Here is a 15041-nt window from a genome sequence, read left to right on the forward strand (position 1 = left end):
GAAACCCTCACCACGTCCAGTGAGGGTTTAATCTATCTCAATTATTTGGCATTCAAATAGGTTCTGACCAGCTCTTCAATCAGCTCAAAACGTTCAAGTTTACGAATCATCGCCCTCGCCTGATTATGACTGGTAATATATACAGGGTCTCCGGACATGAGATAGCCAACCATCTGGTTTATCGGGTCATACCCTTTTTCCTGCAAAGCAGCATACACCTTCTGTAAAACATCGTGGGCAGAAACAACTTCCTCTCCCACGGCCTTAAACATCATGGTTTCTTCCATTCGATCCATTTGCCATCCCCCTTTCGACTTCCACTGTCTAAGCTACACTAGAGAGATTCTTGGTTTCTCGATGTTTTCCCTCTATTTTTTAATAAATCCTCGAAGAATTGTTGGAACTCGATCAATTGCTTCACCCAATTTGCTGGGATCTTTTCCACCAGCTTGGGCCATGTCTGGACGACCACCACCACTGCCACCCGTTATTTTAGCCACTTCTTTTATAATGTGTCCGGCATGAAGCCCACTTAAACCTGTTGGAGTGACAACCGTTACGAAGTTAACCTTTCCTTCACTTACCGCACCCAAGACAATGACCCCGGCTTTGAGCTTAACTCGTAATAGATCCACCATTTGACGAAGGCCCTCCATGTCTGAGACATGGACTTGGGCAGCTATTACCTGAATTCCTTCAATATCTGCAACACGGTTTAATAACCCCTCAGCTTCATTCTTGCCAAGTTTTGCCTGAAGTTGTGCGATTTCCCGCTCAAGGTCTTTCACCTGGCTCGCCAGCCCATTGACACGCTTACCCACTTCTAAAGGTTGAGCTTTGAGGATTTGGGCAACTTCCATTACCTGCTCATCAAGGGCACGGAGATAAGCTAAAGCTTCTAATCCAGCCACCGCTTCAATCCGGCGTAGGCCTGCTCCAATTCCACCCTCACTTAAAATTTTAACTAATCCAATCTCCCCAGTGTTTTTGACATGGGTTCCCCCGCACAACTCTTGACTGAACCTTCCCATTCGAACAACGCGGACGGTCTCGCCATATTTTTCTCCAAATAGAGCCGTTGCTCCGCTATTTTTCGCTTCATTTAATGACATCTCGGTCGCTTCTACTGGCATATTCTTTAACACGGCTTCGTTAATAAGACCCTCTACAGCTTTCAGTGCATCCGGTGTCAACGGTGAAAAATGAGTAAAGTCAAAGCGCAAGCGTTCCGGCGTAACCAAAGAACCAGCTTGTTGTACATGTTCCCCTAAAACGGAGCGTAGAGCAGCTTGTAAGAGATGAGTCGCACTATGATGACGTGTCGTAGCTTGGTGAGAAAAGTTGTCGATTTCAGCTTCCACTGTTTCTCCAACATGTAAAACCCCTGTCGTAACCTTAACGCGGTGATAGATAGTACCTGTTACACCCTTTTTCACTTCCAGCACTCTGGCCTCAGCCCGAGGGGTTTTTAGTACTCCACTGTCTGACACCTGACCTCCGCTTTCTGCATAAAACGGAGTCTCAGCAAGGAAGACCATGACCTCTTCTCCTGTTCCAGCATCCAGCATCTCTGTACCGTCGACAAACAGTCCTGCGATCTGAGTCACTGCCGAAACCTGTTCATATCCAACAAAGGGTGTAGCTCCTAATTGCTTTGCTTTTTCAATGAGTTCCGGGCTTTCAGCTACAGCACGCATTTGTTGAGATTGTTCTTTAGCCTGGAGACGATGCACCTCCGCAGCCGTTTTGTAAGACTCCATATCAATCGACAGACCTTGTTCTTCAAGAATTTCTTCGGTCAACTCCGCTGGGAAACCATAAGTTTCGTAAAGATAAAAAGCATCCTGTCCAGTTAACACGGTCTCTCCCTGTTTGACGATCTCTTTGATTTTTTCTTGCAATAGTTGAGTACCTTGCTCCAGCGTTGCTTGAAAATTCTTTTCTTCTAAATTCAAATGGTTAAGGATAAAATTCTCGTTTTCCTTGAGTTCTGGATAAGCTTGAGCATAATCCCTTTGAATGATCCGAAAGACAGATTCCAAGAACGGTTTATCAATCCCTAAGAGTTTGGCATATCTAATTGCACGGCGCAAAATCCTACGGAGGACATATCCTCTCCCCTCATTATTCGGCCGAATTCCGTCTGCTAGCATAAACGATACCGATCGAACGTGATCTGCCACCACCTTCAGCGCAAGATCACTTTTAGGGTTATCCCTATACTTAATTCCCCCCAGTTCGGCCACATAGTCAATAATGGGTCGGAATAGATCGGTATCAAAATTAGTCTCCACCCCTTGCATGACCGAGGCAATCCGTTCTAGACCCATGCCCGTATCAATGTTTTGTTTCGGGAGAGGAGTTAATACACCCGCCTCATCACGATTGAATTGCATAAAAACCAAATTCCAAATTTCTAAGTAACGATCACAATCGCAACTACCAGCGCCGCACTCCGGCTTGCCACACCCTCTCGTTTCTCCGAGGTCTACATAAATTTCTGAACAGGGGCCACAAGGCCCAGTCGGTCCGGCTGCCCAAAAGTTTTCCGGGTCTCCTATGATTCGTTCAGCCTTGACACCGGCTTTTTCCACCCATATCCTTTTCGCTTCCTCATCTTCTGGGTAAATTGTCACCCAAAGTTTTTCGGCAGGAATTTTCAATACTTCAGTGATATACTCCCAAGCCCAAGGAATCGCCTCATTTTTAAAGTAGTCCCCAAACGAAAAGTTTCCCAACATTTCGAAATAGGTATGATGGCGGGCTGTTTTGCCTACTTCTTCAAGGTCAGGGGTACGAACGCATTTTTGGGCAGTCGTGGCTCGTGGAAAGGGAGGCTCAACCCGACGTTGAAAATACGGTTTAAAGGGAACCATTCCGGCGACCGTTAATAAAAGAGTTGGATCATCCTTGGGAATGAGCGAAGCACTGGGCAAAATTTTATGACCTTTAGCCTCAAAATACTTAAGAAACATGTCCCTCAATTCATTGCCTGTATACATGTACAAACACTCCTTTAAAATTCATAAAGAAAGCTTTGCTTCTCCTAGCAAAACTTGACATAATAATTTAGCAAAAAAATAATCTCACCCTACATTATTATCAGGGACGAGATTTCTTCGCGGTTCCACCCTGCTTATCTTACGGGCTATCGATACTTTGTTAGTTTAAGTATGGAAAACTGGGCTATGTCTTACTTTCTGTCTAGACAAAATTCCCATTGTTTCTAGAGTATATACAGGGAATGTCTTTTTTGTCAACCACCTTAGACCTTTGTCGAAACAAGCCTAAAATAAATATGCTTAAAAACAACTCGAATCACTGCAGCCAAGGGAACAGCGAAGAGCATACCCCAAAATCCAGCAATTTCTCCACATGCCAATAGGGCAAACACGACCCAAAGAGGATGCAGCCCTACACTATCCCCCATAAGTTTAGGCGAAATAATATTTCCTTCAAGCTGTTGCACAATCAAAATAACCAGAGCAACTTTAAGAGCCATGCCCGGGGACTTGGTAAGCGCTAGCAATAGAGATGGCACCGCCCCAATCACAGGTCCGAAGTAAGGAATGAGGTCAAAAATTCCGCACATCAAGCCTATTAGCAGAGCATACTCCATGCCTACTATTTTTACACCAACCCCAATTAACACTCCTACAATCACCGCGATGACCAAATCTCCTCGCACAAATTGCCGGATTACATGGTTAATGTCTTGCCACAACCGTCGCCATTCCATCCGCCAACGCTGAGGGATAATTCGAAAAAAGCCATCCCCCAAACCTTTCCAATCAGCTAACAGATAGAGGGTGATAACCGGAGATAATATGTAAAGAGTGACCGTTGACAAGGCATTGGGCAAATTCGCTAAAAACAAGTTAAGTCGCTCGGCAATAATTACTTCCCCCTGCCCTAAATGTTGATCCAAGACAAGTGCAACACGACTGGGCAAACCTGTAGCCTTAAACTGCTCTCGGAAACCTTCTATCCTCTCTGTGACCGACTGAATTGTATTCGGTAAGATCACCGCTAATTTGCTAAGTTCATTATAGATTATTGGGAGAATGATAAAAATAATGATCGCCAAGACAGCGATTATTCCAGTGAAAACAATTGCGATCGACTTATTTCGGCTAATCCGGTGCCGTTCTAACCCATCAACTAGAGGATTCAAGAGATAAGCAAGTACAAAAGCTAGGAAAAACGGGCCCAGTATTGTCCTCACCTTGAAAAGGAGCAAAACCCCTAAGAGTAGACAAGTTCCCATGAAAATCCATTTCCAATACTTGTATTTCATCTTCATCCCCCTTCACAAGGCCCTTTGGGTCTAATAAAACCCGTGAATTTTATACTATTAGATTGATCATAAAGAAAAGCGCACAATGCGCGCTTTTTTCGGTAATATAAACATTTTAGTGTTTTCAGTTACCTCTAAGCCCGGGACGCAGTATGACACAGGCGCGACGTCTTTACGTAAGCAGAATAGCAAACTGACACTCGGCCATCCTGCAAGAAGGCTAATTCGTGCGAAGACAGTGTCTTCGGGCCAGCGGATGTGCACTGCCGCCAATGCGCCAAGGATGGCGCTTTTGGCACGATAGTCTCCAGTGGAGATTATCGCCGTAGGCGGTTCTTTAAAAGAATACTATCGCCGAAGGATGAACCCCGCTCCCCAAAGCCGGAGGCTTGAACGGTTAGTTTGCTCTTCGTCGTAAGAAGCACCAAGCGCTGTGTCACACAAGTCCTTCAGCGCTGGAAGCACCTCCATCACGCACATCCAGACTTAGATCATCCCAAGCCACCAGAGAACCATCTTCTGCTAAATCATAAATGACGACTTTGTCTGTTTGGGTCGTGAATTCGACGCAACAATCCCAACAATAGAATTGCTCTACGCCCACTTTCCCAATGGCACGTCCTGAGCATACCGGACAATTCATGATCGTAAACCCCCTTCATTTGCTTGATCCAAGGGGGATACTTGGTTATCAACAATTAAAATATCTTTCCCATTGATCATGACATGCGGTCTAAGAATCGTTCCCCGGCCATGCAGAAGATCAGCAAAAAGTCCATCAGAAACCTCGAATCCCACAATTTCTTCGACGGAATCATCGAGGAAAACATCTTCAATCGTGCCTCTTGCGTCTCCACCCTGGGTATAAACTTCGTTCCCTACTTTGTCAGACCACCTTGTCCCCTTAAGTTCTACTATCGTTTTTTCTTTAACGGTTATAGCATCCTTCCCAATCGCAACAATTGCTTGCCTGGGAATTCCTTTTGACGACTGGAAGAAACGCCCACCTTCTAAGAGAATTCCAACAACCTCATCTCGGTCATTGTCAAGGATCAGATCCTGTACCCAACCAATCGAGTCCCCACTTTTTAAGTCCAAAACGGGAAGCCCAATAATCTCTCGAGTGCGTCGCATTTAATCTGCCACCTTGCTAAAATAATTCCTTTTTGTACTATGCCCTGAAGTTCTATGATTTATGCATGCGAGTGTCTCAGTAGTCAAGACTGGAACAGGACGTTCGAAGTTAGAGCATCGCCATTAATGGCTGGAAACTTACTTTAGTTCAGCAAAAGTTTTACTCCTTCTAAAATCAGTTAATGCGTATTTATTCAGGGGGTAAATAAGCCGCACAATCCAGATGTTGGAACCTCTGTTATCGTCGCCCTCGAGGATCAGAAATAATCTTTCCTCCTCCAACTACTATGTTTCCTTGATAAAAAACAACGGCTTGTCCTGGAGTCACCGCACGCTGCGGTTCGTCAAAACGAACCATAACGCTATCGTCCACTCCGATTTCACCTGGGTAAATTGTTGCGTGAGCTCCTGATGAGTTATAACGAATTTTGGCCTCGACTTTTATTGGTTCTTTTAATTCCGAAATGGATATCCAGTTCAAATCAATTGCCCACAAAGTATCCGTATACACATCTGGATCTTCTCCTAAAACAACCTCATTGTTAACTGGATTCAGACCCACTACAAACATTGGTTTACCAAAGGTAACCCCAAGGCCCTTGCGCTGGCCGACAGTGTAGTGAATAATCCCTCGGTGCTTGCCTAAATTTTTTCCTGCTAAGTCCACAAAATTCCCCGGTTTAATAGACTCTTCTGACCGTTTCTGAACAAACGAAGCATAGTCATCATTGGGAATAAAACAAATCTCCTGGCTATCCGGCTTATCACCTACCCCTAAGCCCCGTTCTCTCGCCATTTTTCGAATTTGCTCCTTCGGATAGTCAGCCAAAGGAAAAAGGGTATGGGCAAGCTGTTCCTGGGTTAACATGTACAAGGCATAGGTTTGATCTTTGCGTTCATCGGCACCCTTACTTAAAAGAAACCTGTCACTATCGGGATCCCGTAGCACTTGCGCGTAATGACCCGTTGCTATGTAATCGGCCCCCAGACCGCGGGCTTTACGAAGCATCTCACCAAATTTAACATACTTGTTACAGGCTAAACACGGATTTGGTGTTTCTCCTGTTAAATAGGACTGAGTGAAATAATCTACCACAGTCTCCTCAAAATAGGAACGAAAGTTCAGAACATAATGAGGGATTCCTAACAAAAAAGCAACCCGCCTGGCGTCATCAATGGCCGAAATAGAGCAACAGCCCCCTTCCACCTCTGGACCCGCTGATTCCCAAATCTGCAAGGTAACCCCGACCACATCATACCCCTGTTCTTGAAGTAAAGCGGCGGCCATGGAACTATCCACACCGCCGCTCATACCTACCACTACTTTAGGCTTTGTTATCTGAGCCATACTCACCTATTCCTTTTTCTCCTGTTTTTCGCGATAATTTACAATTGCTGCATGGAGTGCATCCGCAGCCAAGTTTGAACAGTGCATTTTTGCTGGAGGGAGTCCCCCTAAAGCCTCAGCTACAGCAGCATTCGAAATGACCATAGCTTCGTCAAGGGTCTTGCCTTTGACCATTTCCGTAACCATACTGCTGGTGGCGACGGCCGCGCCGCAACCAAACGTTTTAAACTTAACATCTTTAATAATGTCTCCCTCGACATCTAAATAAATACGCATAATATCTCCGCATTTGGCGTTCCCGACTTCACCAACCCCATCTGGGTTTTCGATTTCGCCAACATTACGCGGATTCGTAAAATGATCCATTACTTTTTCTGTATACATCTCTAATTCCACTCCTTTTTATTGCGCTTCTTTAATATGCATGACTTGATCATAAAGCGGAGACATCATTCGCAAACGCTCTACAATCTTCGGTAATTGTTCAAGGACATAATCAATTTCTTCTTCAGTATTTTGGCGCCCTAAGGTAAAGCGAAGTGATCCGTGGGCAATCTCATGGACAAGCCCCATGGCCAGCAACACATGAGAGGGATCAAGAGATCCTGAAGTGCAAGCTGAGCCGCTTGAAGCGGAGATTCCAAGCATATCCAAGGATAGTAACAGTGATTCTCCTTCGACGAATCGGATACTGACATTCACATTATTCGGTAAGCGCTTATCTCCCATAGGCCCGTTTACTTTCACGTGATCAATGCTCTGCAGAATTCCATTGATAAGTTTATCGCGTAGTTTCGTATGGTGTTCAGCATCTTCAGCCATCCGTTGCCCAGCTAGTTGACAGGCCTTGCCAAATCCGATAATTCCCGGTGTATTTTCCGTACCCGAGCGTCGCTTCTTTTCTTGGCCTCCCCCGTGAACCAAAGGCACAACTCGCACTCCTTTACGAACGTAAAGTGCTCCAACCCCTTTTGGTCCGTAAATTTTATGACTAGATACTGTCAACAGGTCTACATTCATCTCGTTAACATCAATGGGGATCTTTCCAAGAGACTGGACTGCGTCGACATGGAATGTAATCCCATGTTCCTTCGCTAATTTGCCAATTTCAGCAATTGGCTGGATCGACCCGACCTCATTATTGGCGTGCATTACGCTAATCAAAATAGTATCTGGCCGAATGACCTTACGAACGTCTTCAACTGAGAGAATGCCTTCTTCATCAACTGGTATTACCGTTAGATCGAATCCGTTTTTTTCTAAGTATTCACAGGTTTCCAGGACTGCATGGTGTTCAATACTAGAGGTAATAATATGTTTGCCTTTTTTGCGCAGTGCTTCTGCAGTTCCTAGAATCGCCAAATTATCTGCTTCCGTTCCACCGCTGGTAAAGGTCACCTCCGAAGGAGTGGCACCGATCAGCTCTGCCACTTGTTTTCGAGCCTCCTCTAAGGCTTGTTTAGCCTCTCTACCAAAACTGTGAACACTTGACGGGTTTCCGTATTTCTCGGTATAATACGTCATCATTAAGGAAGCAACTTCCACATCAACTGGAGTCGTTGCACTATGGTCTAAATAAACTCGCCTCATGAGGCTCCCTCCCTTATGATTTATTTTGATAAGTATCCTTAGGTTTTTATCCTTGGGAAACTCTTTATTGTGCTCGTATGGTTAAATATAATACATATATAAGCTGCGCTCCGATTCAAGCTTATTGGCATCTTCGAGCATCGTTTCAAGGGTGATAGAGTCAAGAACATCTGCAATGGAGTCTCTGACTTTCTCCCAGATTGTCCTAGTCACGCAAAATTCTGCTTTAGCACAACATTCCGGGTCTTCCTCAGATACACAATCAACCGGAGCAATGGGACCTTCTAACACACGGATGATATCTCCAATTTTTATTTTACCTGGTTCTCTTCCCAATATATAGCCGCCCTGCGCGCCTCGAACACTCTTTACAAGCCCCGATTTGCGCAAACCAGAAATGAGTTGTTCCAGATAATGTTCGGAGATGCCCTGCCTCTCTGCAATACTTTTCAAAGAAGTCGGACCCTCACCCACATGTTGAGCTAAATCAAACATGGCTCTCACGCCATATCGACCTTTGGTCGAGAGCTTCAACACCCTCACCTCTTTTCCAAGACTAAAAATCCTTATTAAATTTTCTAAAGATCTTTCATTGATATCTTATTAAAACAGTCGGGATTTGTCAAGTATATATCCAACTAATTTACTATTGTTTTGAGCACTAAACTATTGCCCTCAATATTATGTGCATTATTTCCATTTTTATTTAACTAGGTTCATCTTCATGCAGTGATAAGGCTTGCATGTTATAATCAAAGCACAAAATTAAACTTCCTTCATCCAAGGAGTGACACACATGCGACGGAACAGGGATGTTCCTAGTGTCGAATGCGCCAAGGATGGCATAGCATTCGACCAGAAAGCCCTGAGGTTTTGAGTTTTAGCCTTAGCGTCAAGCGAATAGCAATGCAGCTTGTGCGAAAGGGCTAAGAACTTTCTCCCCCCTAGAAAGGAACATTAACTATGGATCTTTTTTCTGCAACCTACGATCAACATCAAGTCGCACCTCTAGCAGAGCGTATGCGTCCAAGAGCCCTTGATGAATATATTGGCCAAAGTCATATTCTCGGTAGTGGAAAACTCCTCAGACGAGCCATTGAAGCAGACCGTATTTCTTCCCTAATTCTCTATGGCCCGCCAGGAACAGGTAAGACTTCTTTGGCGCAAGTCATCGCAACCAAAACCACTTCACGCTTCGTCCGCATTAATGCCGTTACATCAGGTGTTAAAGACATTCGTGAAATTATTAAACAAGCCTCGGATGACCTACATTTATACGGGAAACGTACCGTGGTTTTCTGTGATGAAGTTCACCGCTTTAATAAAGGGCAACAGGACGCACTCCTGCCTGCGGTTGAAGACGGTACCATTACTTTTATTGGAGCGACGACAGAGAATCCCTTCTTTGAACTTAATTCCGCGCTTCTTAGCCGTTCCACACTTTTCCGTTTAGAGCTTCTCATCCCTTCAGAGATCCGTCTTGGACTTGAATACGCCCTGAAGGACTCAGAACGCGGCCTTGGCCGTTATCAGGTGAATATCACCCCTGAAGCATGGGAGCACTGGATTAATTATGCCAATGGAGATCTACGACGCGCCCTTAATGCCTTAGAGTTGGCTGTTCTCACCACCCCACCTGAAAATGGGATTCGCCATATTTCTCTCGAAATTGCAGAAGAATCGATACAACAACGAGCCATTCGATTCGATAAAGCAGGAGATAATCACTATGACATCATTTCCGCATTGATCAAGAGCATGCGAGGCTCAGACCCGGATGCCGCACTTTATTGGTTAGCCGTCCTATTAGAGGCTGGAGAGGACCCTCGTTTCATCATGCGCCGAATTATCGTCCATGCGTCTGAAGATGTTGGCCTTGCTGATCCAACGGTCATGCTTCAAGCTCATGCTGCCGCCAATGCCCTCGAATGGCTTGGCCTTCCTGAAGCACGAATCCCCATTGCACAAGCTGTTTTGGCCATCACAACTGCTCCCAAAAGCAATAGCGCCGTTGCGAGCATCGACCGCGCCTTGGCTTATGTAAAGAAACGTCCAACTGGGGAAGTCCCTGCCCACCTAAAAGACGCCCACTACCCTGATGCAGAAAAGCTAGGACACGGACAGGGGTACCTCTACCCTCACGCTTATCCCAACCACTGGGTCGAACAAGCTTATCTCCCCCAAAGCGTTCAGGGGGAAACCTTTTACATCCCCTCGAAAATGGGGAAGGAAGGTAAGATTAGCCCTCCATGATTCGCTTCAGCGTATCAATAAGTTTGGCAGCATCAAGTTCCCCAACGTCCTTATGAGTCACAAACCGCACAGTCTGAGGGCCGGAAGCTCCAGCCAAGATCTCTTCTTTTTCTAATGCCTGTACAAGCATTTCCGCTGTGCCCCAAGCCGGGTCAACCTTGACAAGGATAATATTTGTCTTTAAACGATCCAAATCAATGCTTAAATTCTCTATATTCGAAAGTGCCTGCCCGATTTTTAAAGCTAACGTATGATCGTCTGCCAATCGCTCGGTCATATTTTCCAGAGCAACAATCCCCGCAGCTGCCAAAACTCCCGCTTGACGCATCCCTCCGCCCAGCATTTTACGATACTTTCTGGCTCGATTAATGAATTCTGCGTTCCCGGCAAGGATGGACCCGACTGGGGCTCCCAGTCCTTTGGATAGGCAAAACATCACAGAATCAACTGGAGCCACCAGTTCTGAAACACTACAGTTCTGAGCAATCGCCGCATTGAACACACGGGCACCATCCATGTGAACGTGAAGCTCACGTTCTTTGGCAACCTTTACAACAGCTTTTATTTGCTCAGAGGTCCAAATCGCTCCCCCAGCTCGGTTATGAGAGTTTTCTATACAGAGTAACGAAGGAGTTGGAAAATGGATATTTTCTCCTCGCAAAACATTACGCAAGGCATCAGGAGTTATTACCCCGGCACTCCCTTGAATGAGACGGGGAATCACACCACCTAAAACCGCAATTCCTCCAACTTCGTAATAATAAATGTGTGCTTCTGACTCCATGAGCACTTCGTCCCCACGTTTAGTATGCGTTAAGACAGCAACTAGGTTTCCTTGAGTACCACTTGTCACGAAAAGAGCCGCCTCTTTACCCACTTTCTCCGCTGCTAAATGCTCCAGATGCTGTATGGATGGATCTTCTCCTAAAACATCATCCCCCACTTCAGCCTTGTACATAGCTTCGCGCATTTCCTGAGTTGGCACGGTTACCGTGTCACTGCGAAAATCGAATCTTTTGTATAAATGGTCCACATCCTTCTCCCTTTCTCTTTTGCCTATTTTTAAAAACAATTATAAAGAAAACTTGGCTGGCGCCCACTCGAAGACACTGTCTTCGCACATATGAGCCTTCTCTTGTTAGCCTCGGCAAAGGCGGCAGCCTAGTTGCCCTTATACTTTCTGACAGTATAAGAAAGCGATGCCCTCATTTTGGGGCATCGCTTTTTGTTCTATTTTCACCGCAAACGGCTTGAATGAACGGACGGGTATCAGATGACCCATCGTAATAAACTTTTAAAGCTGTCCTTCGATCATTTTTACTAGATCTGCTTTGCCACGGAAACCGGTGATTATGTCAACCACTTTGCCGCCTTTAAAAATTGCAAGTGTTGGAATACTCATGACGGAATATTGGGCAGCGATTGGGCCATTCTCATCAACATTGACTTTCCCTATGACAATTCGACCGGCATACTCATCAGCAAGTTCATCGACAACGGGAGCAACCATACGACATGGACTGCACCACGGAGCCCAAAAATCCACCAAAACCGCTTGCTCAGACTTCAGAACATCCGACTCAAAGTTTGCAGTAGTAAAGGTCTTAACATTTGCACCTGCCATTAAAATTCCTCCTAATTAATCGAATTTGATCTACTTAATGAATTTGGTAAGCACCCCGATAAGCTCTTCAATCGCGGCTTCTTGGTCACGGCTTTCAACGGCATTTCGCATACATCCCCGTGAATGGTGTTCAAAGACAATGGTGCCAACTTTGTTAATCGCGGCACGGACTGCTGCTACTTGAATTAATACGTCAACACAATACTTGTCGCTTTCTACCATACGTTGAATCCCTTTGACTTGGCCTTCGATTTTTTTCAACCTGCGAATGAGATCTTCTTTGGATTCTGAATAAGGGGTTGAATTAGTCATGCCATATATTCCTCCGATACCCTAAGGGGGTAGCTATAGTGTTATTATAGCTAATAACACCCTCCCCTGTCAAACGGTTCCGGAAAAAATAAGTGAGGAGGAAGTTTCTTAACGCCTTATCGTCTGCACTCATTGACGCCACCAAAGCGCTCTCGTAGGGGCAATTCGTGAATTACCCCCTACACCCCGGGCTTGTGTCGCCGGAGGGATTAGGTACGACTTAGGTACACCGTGGGTCTGTTTGCGTACATTACGCAAATGGCTTTGCATATTCTAAGGTTTGGAGCGCTAGCTAGCAAGCAACATACGAACCGCTACGAGAGTTGTGTGAACATGCAATTTACTTTACATTTATCTCGATATTCGTCTTTATGTGCAATTCCTTTAATTGCTTGTCCGCCACAGTGGAAGGAGCTTGAACCATCAAATCTGAAGCACTTTGTGTTTTCGGGAAGGCGATCACGTCTCGAATGTTATCTTTACCAGTTAAAAGCATTATCATCCGGTCAAGCCCGAAAGCAACTCCACCATGAGGTGGGGTGCCGTATTCAAAGGCTTCCAAAAGATACCCGAATTTGGCAATCGCTTCTTCCTTGGATAGTCCCAGCAAACTGAAGATCTGTTCCTGAACCCTACGACGGTGAATCCGGATACTTCCGCCTCCAAGCTCAGTGCCATTAAGTACCATATCATACGCTTTAGCCCGAACTTTAAGAGGTTCCGTCTCCATGAGCTGCAAGTCTTCATCCATAGGAGCTGTGAACATATGGTGAATGGCAACATGGCGTTTTTCTTCCTCATCGTATTCTAAAAGTGGGAATTCTGTGACCCATAAGAAGTTAAGCGCATCCTCCGGAATAAGGCCTAATCGTTTTGCTAATTCCAAACGGAGATGTCCGAGTGCATCACAGACGATTGAATACTTATCAGCGACAAAGAACAAGATATCACCGATTTCAGCCCGCATGCGTTCAATTAAGGCCTTCATCTCTTCTTCCGTAAAGAACTTAGCAATGGGGGACTTTATCCCTTCTTCTGCCAGAACAATCCAGGCTAGGCCTTTCGCCCGATAAGTACTAACAAATTTCCCTAAGTCATCGATCTCACGGCGCGGCAATCCGGCACACCCTTTGGCACAGATGCATTTTACACTCCCACCGCCTGCCACCACATTGGCAAATACTTTAAATCCAGTCTGACCCACAAGATCACCCACATCGATGAGTTCCATTCCGAAACGCGTATCTGGTTTATCCGACCCGTAACGTTCCATAGCTTCCTTATAGGTTAGACGTGGGAAGGGGAGGGCTAGGGACGCCCCAATCGTTTCCGAGAAAATCCGCGCCATTAATTGTTCCATCATAGGCAGGATGTCTTCCACTTCGACAAAAGACATCTCGACATCAAGTTGGGTAAATTCCGGTTGCCGATCCGCTCTGAGATCTTCATCTCGGAAACACCGAGCAATTTGAAAATACTTTTCCATGCCCCCGACCATGAGGAGCTGCTTAAATATTTGAGGTGATTGGGGCAAGGCATAAAATTCACCTGGATGAACACGACTTGGGACGAGATAATCTCGAGCCCCTTCAGGTGAGGATTTAATGAGCATTGGCGTTTCAATTTCATAGAACCCTTGGCTATCGAAAAAGGTACGCATAATTTGCATAACCTGATGCCGAATTTTGAACACAGCCTGCATCTCAGGTCGGCGTAAATCTAAATAGCGATGTTTTAGGCGCACTGTTTCGTCCACATCGACTTGATCGACAATGTAGTACGGAGGAGTTTTAGCTCCATTTAATATCTCAAGAGACTCAGCAATGATTTCGATCTCTCCAGTTGCTAAGTTTGGATTAATCATCCCTTGAGGTCGCGCGATTACTTGACCTAAGATAGAAACGACATACTCAGAACGAAGGCTTTCCGCAACGGGAAACCCTCCTCCCATTTTCTCCGGATCAAAGACAACCTGAACAATACCGGAACGATCCCGCAAATCGACAAATATCAGCCCACCGTGGTCACGGCGCCGCTGAACCCAGCCCAGTAACCGGACAACCTCTCCAACCTTACCTAACCCTAACTCTCCATTTTCAACACGTTCTGAAAATATCGTCATGCTAAAACACCTCTCTAGATACTTCTTTTTCATTACCACGAATCCATCAATAAGTCTTACCGTATTTTTCCTTAGGCTGTCATTGCCCGACTATACTTGGCAACAGATCCTGCATCTCCTTGAGACGCTGCAATCACTCTCGTTCTCTGAGCCTAGATTTTTTGTAGAAAAAAGTTCTCGTTCCTTGCTTCGCAAGGGACGAGAACTTCTCGTGGTGCCACCCTAATTGACGGAATTTTCCGCCCACTTTCCAGTCGTTAACGAGACCATCCGTTGCAAAAATACTCCCTTTAGGGCGTTCTTACCGAGTCTCTCTCAGGCTAGTTCCAGTCTTGCTAGCCCTCCCTGAAGAAAGAGTAAC

At 45.5% G+C, this 15041-nt stretch carries 15 protein-coding genes; 1 reads left to right on the forward strand and 14 read right to left on the reverse strand.

Translation table 11 applies throughout. From position 1 onward, the window contains the following. Positions 1–41: 41 nt before the first annotated feature. From DSBG_RS06945 to DSBG_RS06985, 10 genes are all read right to left on the reverse strand, one after another. Entirely contained in the window at positions 42–296 is a 255-nt protein-coding gene (locus DSBG_RS06945) for an IreB family regulatory phosphoprotein (protein WP_009616400.1), read from the reverse strand. A gap of 72 nt (positions 297–368) precedes the next feature. Continuing rightward, positions 369–3002, reverse strand: a complete 2634-nt coding sequence (gene alaS, locus DSBG_RS06950) for an alanine--tRNA ligase (RefSeq protein WP_068963446.1) — start codon at positions 3000–3002, stop codon at positions 369–371. Positions 3003–3265: 263 nt separating this feature from the next. Continuing rightward, entirely contained in the window at positions 3266–4297 is a 1032-nt protein-coding gene (locus DSBG_RS06955; RefSeq protein ID WP_068963447.1) for an AI-2E family transporter, read from the reverse strand. A 317-nt stretch (positions 4298–4614) separates the two neighbouring features. After that, positions 4615–4737, reverse strand: a complete 123-nt coding sequence (locus DSBG_RS23985; protein WP_282434199.1) for a hypothetical protein — start codon at positions 4735–4737, stop codon at positions 4615–4617. Further along, positions 4734–4940: a YrzR-like zinc ribbon domain gene (locus DSBG_RS06960; protein ID WP_068963448.1), complete on the reverse strand. Its 207-nt coding sequence runs from the start codon at positions 4938–4940 to the stop codon at positions 4734–4736. The genes DSBG_RS23985 and DSBG_RS06960 overlap by 4 nt, the downstream gene beginning before the upstream one ends. Further along, positions 4937–5431, reverse strand: coding sequence for a PRC-barrel domain-containing protein (locus tag DSBG_RS06965; RefSeq protein WP_068963449.1), 495 nt, complete (start codon positions 5429–5431; stop codon positions 4937–4939). Before DSBG_RS06965 ends, DSBG_RS06960 begins: the two co-directional genes overlap by 4 nt. 238 nt (positions 5432–5669) lie before the next feature. Continuing rightward, positions 5670–6779: a tRNA 2-thiouridine(34) synthase MnmA gene (mnmA, locus tag DSBG_RS06970; RefSeq protein WP_068963486.1), complete on the reverse strand. Its 1110-nt coding sequence runs from the start codon at positions 6777–6779 to the stop codon at positions 5670–5672. A gap of 6 nt (positions 6780–6785) precedes the next feature. After that, entirely contained in the window at positions 6786–7163 is a 378-nt protein-coding gene (gene nifU / locus DSBG_RS06975) for a Fe-S cluster assembly scaffold protein NifU (RefSeq protein ID WP_009616408.1), read from the reverse strand. A gap of 18 nt (positions 7164–7181) precedes the next feature. Then, entirely contained in the window at positions 7182–8369 is a 1188-nt protein-coding gene (gene nifS, locus DSBG_RS06980) for a cysteine desulfurase NifS (RefSeq protein WP_068963450.1), read from the reverse strand. Between the two features lie 81 nt (positions 8370–8450). Continuing rightward, on the reverse strand, positions 8451–8903 hold the full coding sequence (locus tag DSBG_RS06985; protein ID WP_009616410.1) for an RrF2 family transcriptional regulator: 453 nt from the start codon (positions 8901–8903) through the stop codon (positions 8451–8453). Positions 8904–9332: 429 nt separating this feature from the next. On the opposite strand from DSBG_RS06985, the gene DSBG_RS06990 reads away from it, so the two are divergent. Next, positions 9333–10622 carry a replication-associated recombination protein A gene (locus DSBG_RS06990; RefSeq protein WP_068963451.1) on the forward strand — a complete coding sequence of 430 codons (1290 nt, stop codon included), beginning with the start codon at positions 9333–9335 and terminating at the stop codon, positions 10620–10622. Here DSBG_RS06990 and ltaE read toward each other — a convergent pair. From ltaE to aspS, 4 genes are all read right to left on the reverse strand, one after another. Beyond that, the gene (gene ltaE, locus DSBG_RS06995; protein WP_083236761.1) at positions 10609–11655 is read right to left on the reverse strand and encodes a low-specificity L-threonine aldolase; all 1047 of its coding nucleotides are present in this window, start codon (positions 11653–11655) and stop codon (positions 10609–10611) included. The genes DSBG_RS06990 and ltaE overlap by 14 nt on opposite strands. 261 nt (positions 11656–11916) lie before the next feature. Beyond that, on the reverse strand, positions 11917–12246 hold the full coding sequence (gene trxA, locus DSBG_RS07000; RefSeq protein WP_068963452.1) for a thioredoxin: 330 nt from the start codon (positions 12244–12246) through the stop codon (positions 11917–11919). A 30-nt stretch (positions 12247–12276) separates the two neighbouring features. Beyond that, a complete protein-coding gene (locus DSBG_RS07005; RefSeq protein WP_009616414.1) occupies positions 12277–12558 on the reverse strand; it encodes a metal-sensitive transcriptional regulator in 282 nt (93 codons plus the stop codon). Between the two features lie 340 nt (positions 12559–12898). Next, on the reverse strand, positions 12899–14680 hold the full coding sequence (gene aspS, locus DSBG_RS07010; protein ID WP_068963453.1) for an aspartate--tRNA ligase: 1782 nt from the start codon (positions 14678–14680) through the stop codon (positions 12899–12901). Between the last annotated feature and the right edge of the window lie 361 nt (positions 14681–15041).

It is taken from the genome of Desulfosporosinus cupriresistens (assembly GCF_001707885.1).
Classification (GTDB): domain Bacteria; phylum Bacillota; class Desulfitobacteriia; order Desulfitobacteriales; family Desulfitobacteriaceae; genus Desulfosporosinus.

Bases quoted from the DNA above. Each gene is read 5' to 3' on its own strand.
- DSBG_RS06945 (WP_009616400.1), bottom strand. From the start codon at position 296: ATGGATCGAATGGAAGAAACCATGATGTTTAAGGCCGTGGGAGAGGAA.
- alaS (WP_068963446.1), bottom strand. From the start codon at position 3,002: ATGTATACAGGCAATGAATTGAGGGACATGTTTCTTAAGTATTTTGAG.
- DSBG_RS06955 (WP_068963447.1), bottom strand. From the start codon at position 4,297: ATGAAATACAAGTATTGGAAATGGATTTTCATGGGAACTTGTCTACTC.
- DSBG_RS06960 (WP_068963448.1), bottom strand. From the start codon at position 4,940: ATGAATTGTCCGGTATGCTCAGGACGTGCCATTGGGAAAGTGGGCGTA.
- DSBG_RS06965 (WP_068963449.1), bottom strand. From the start codon at position 5,431: ATGCGACGCACTCGAGAGATTATTGGGCTTCCCGTTTTGGACTTAAAA.
- mnmA (WP_068963486.1), bottom strand. From the start codon at position 6,779: ATGGCTCAGATAACAAAGCCTAAAGTAGTGGTAGGTATGAGCGGCGGT.
- nifU (WP_009616408.1), bottom strand. From the start codon at position 7,163: ATGTATACAGAAAAAGTAATGGATCATTTTACGAATCCGCGTAATGTT.
- nifS (WP_068963450.1), bottom strand. From the start codon at position 8,369: ATGAGGCGAGTTTATTTAGACCATAGTGCAACGACTCCAGTTGATGTG.
- DSBG_RS06990 (WP_068963451.1), top strand. From the start codon at position 9,333: ATGGATCTTTTTTCTGCAACCTACGATCAACATCAAGTCGCACCTCTA.
- trxA (WP_068963452.1), bottom strand. From the start codon at position 12,246: ATGGCAGGTGCAAATGTTAAGACCTTTACTACTGCAAACTTTGAGTCG.
- DSBG_RS07005 (WP_009616414.1), bottom strand. From the start codon at position 12,558: ATGACTAATTCAACCCCTTATTCAGAATCCAAAGAAGATCTCATTCGC.
- aspS (WP_068963453.1), bottom strand. From the start codon at position 14,680: ATGACGATATTTTCAGAACGTGTTGAAAATGGAGAGTTAGGGTTAGGT.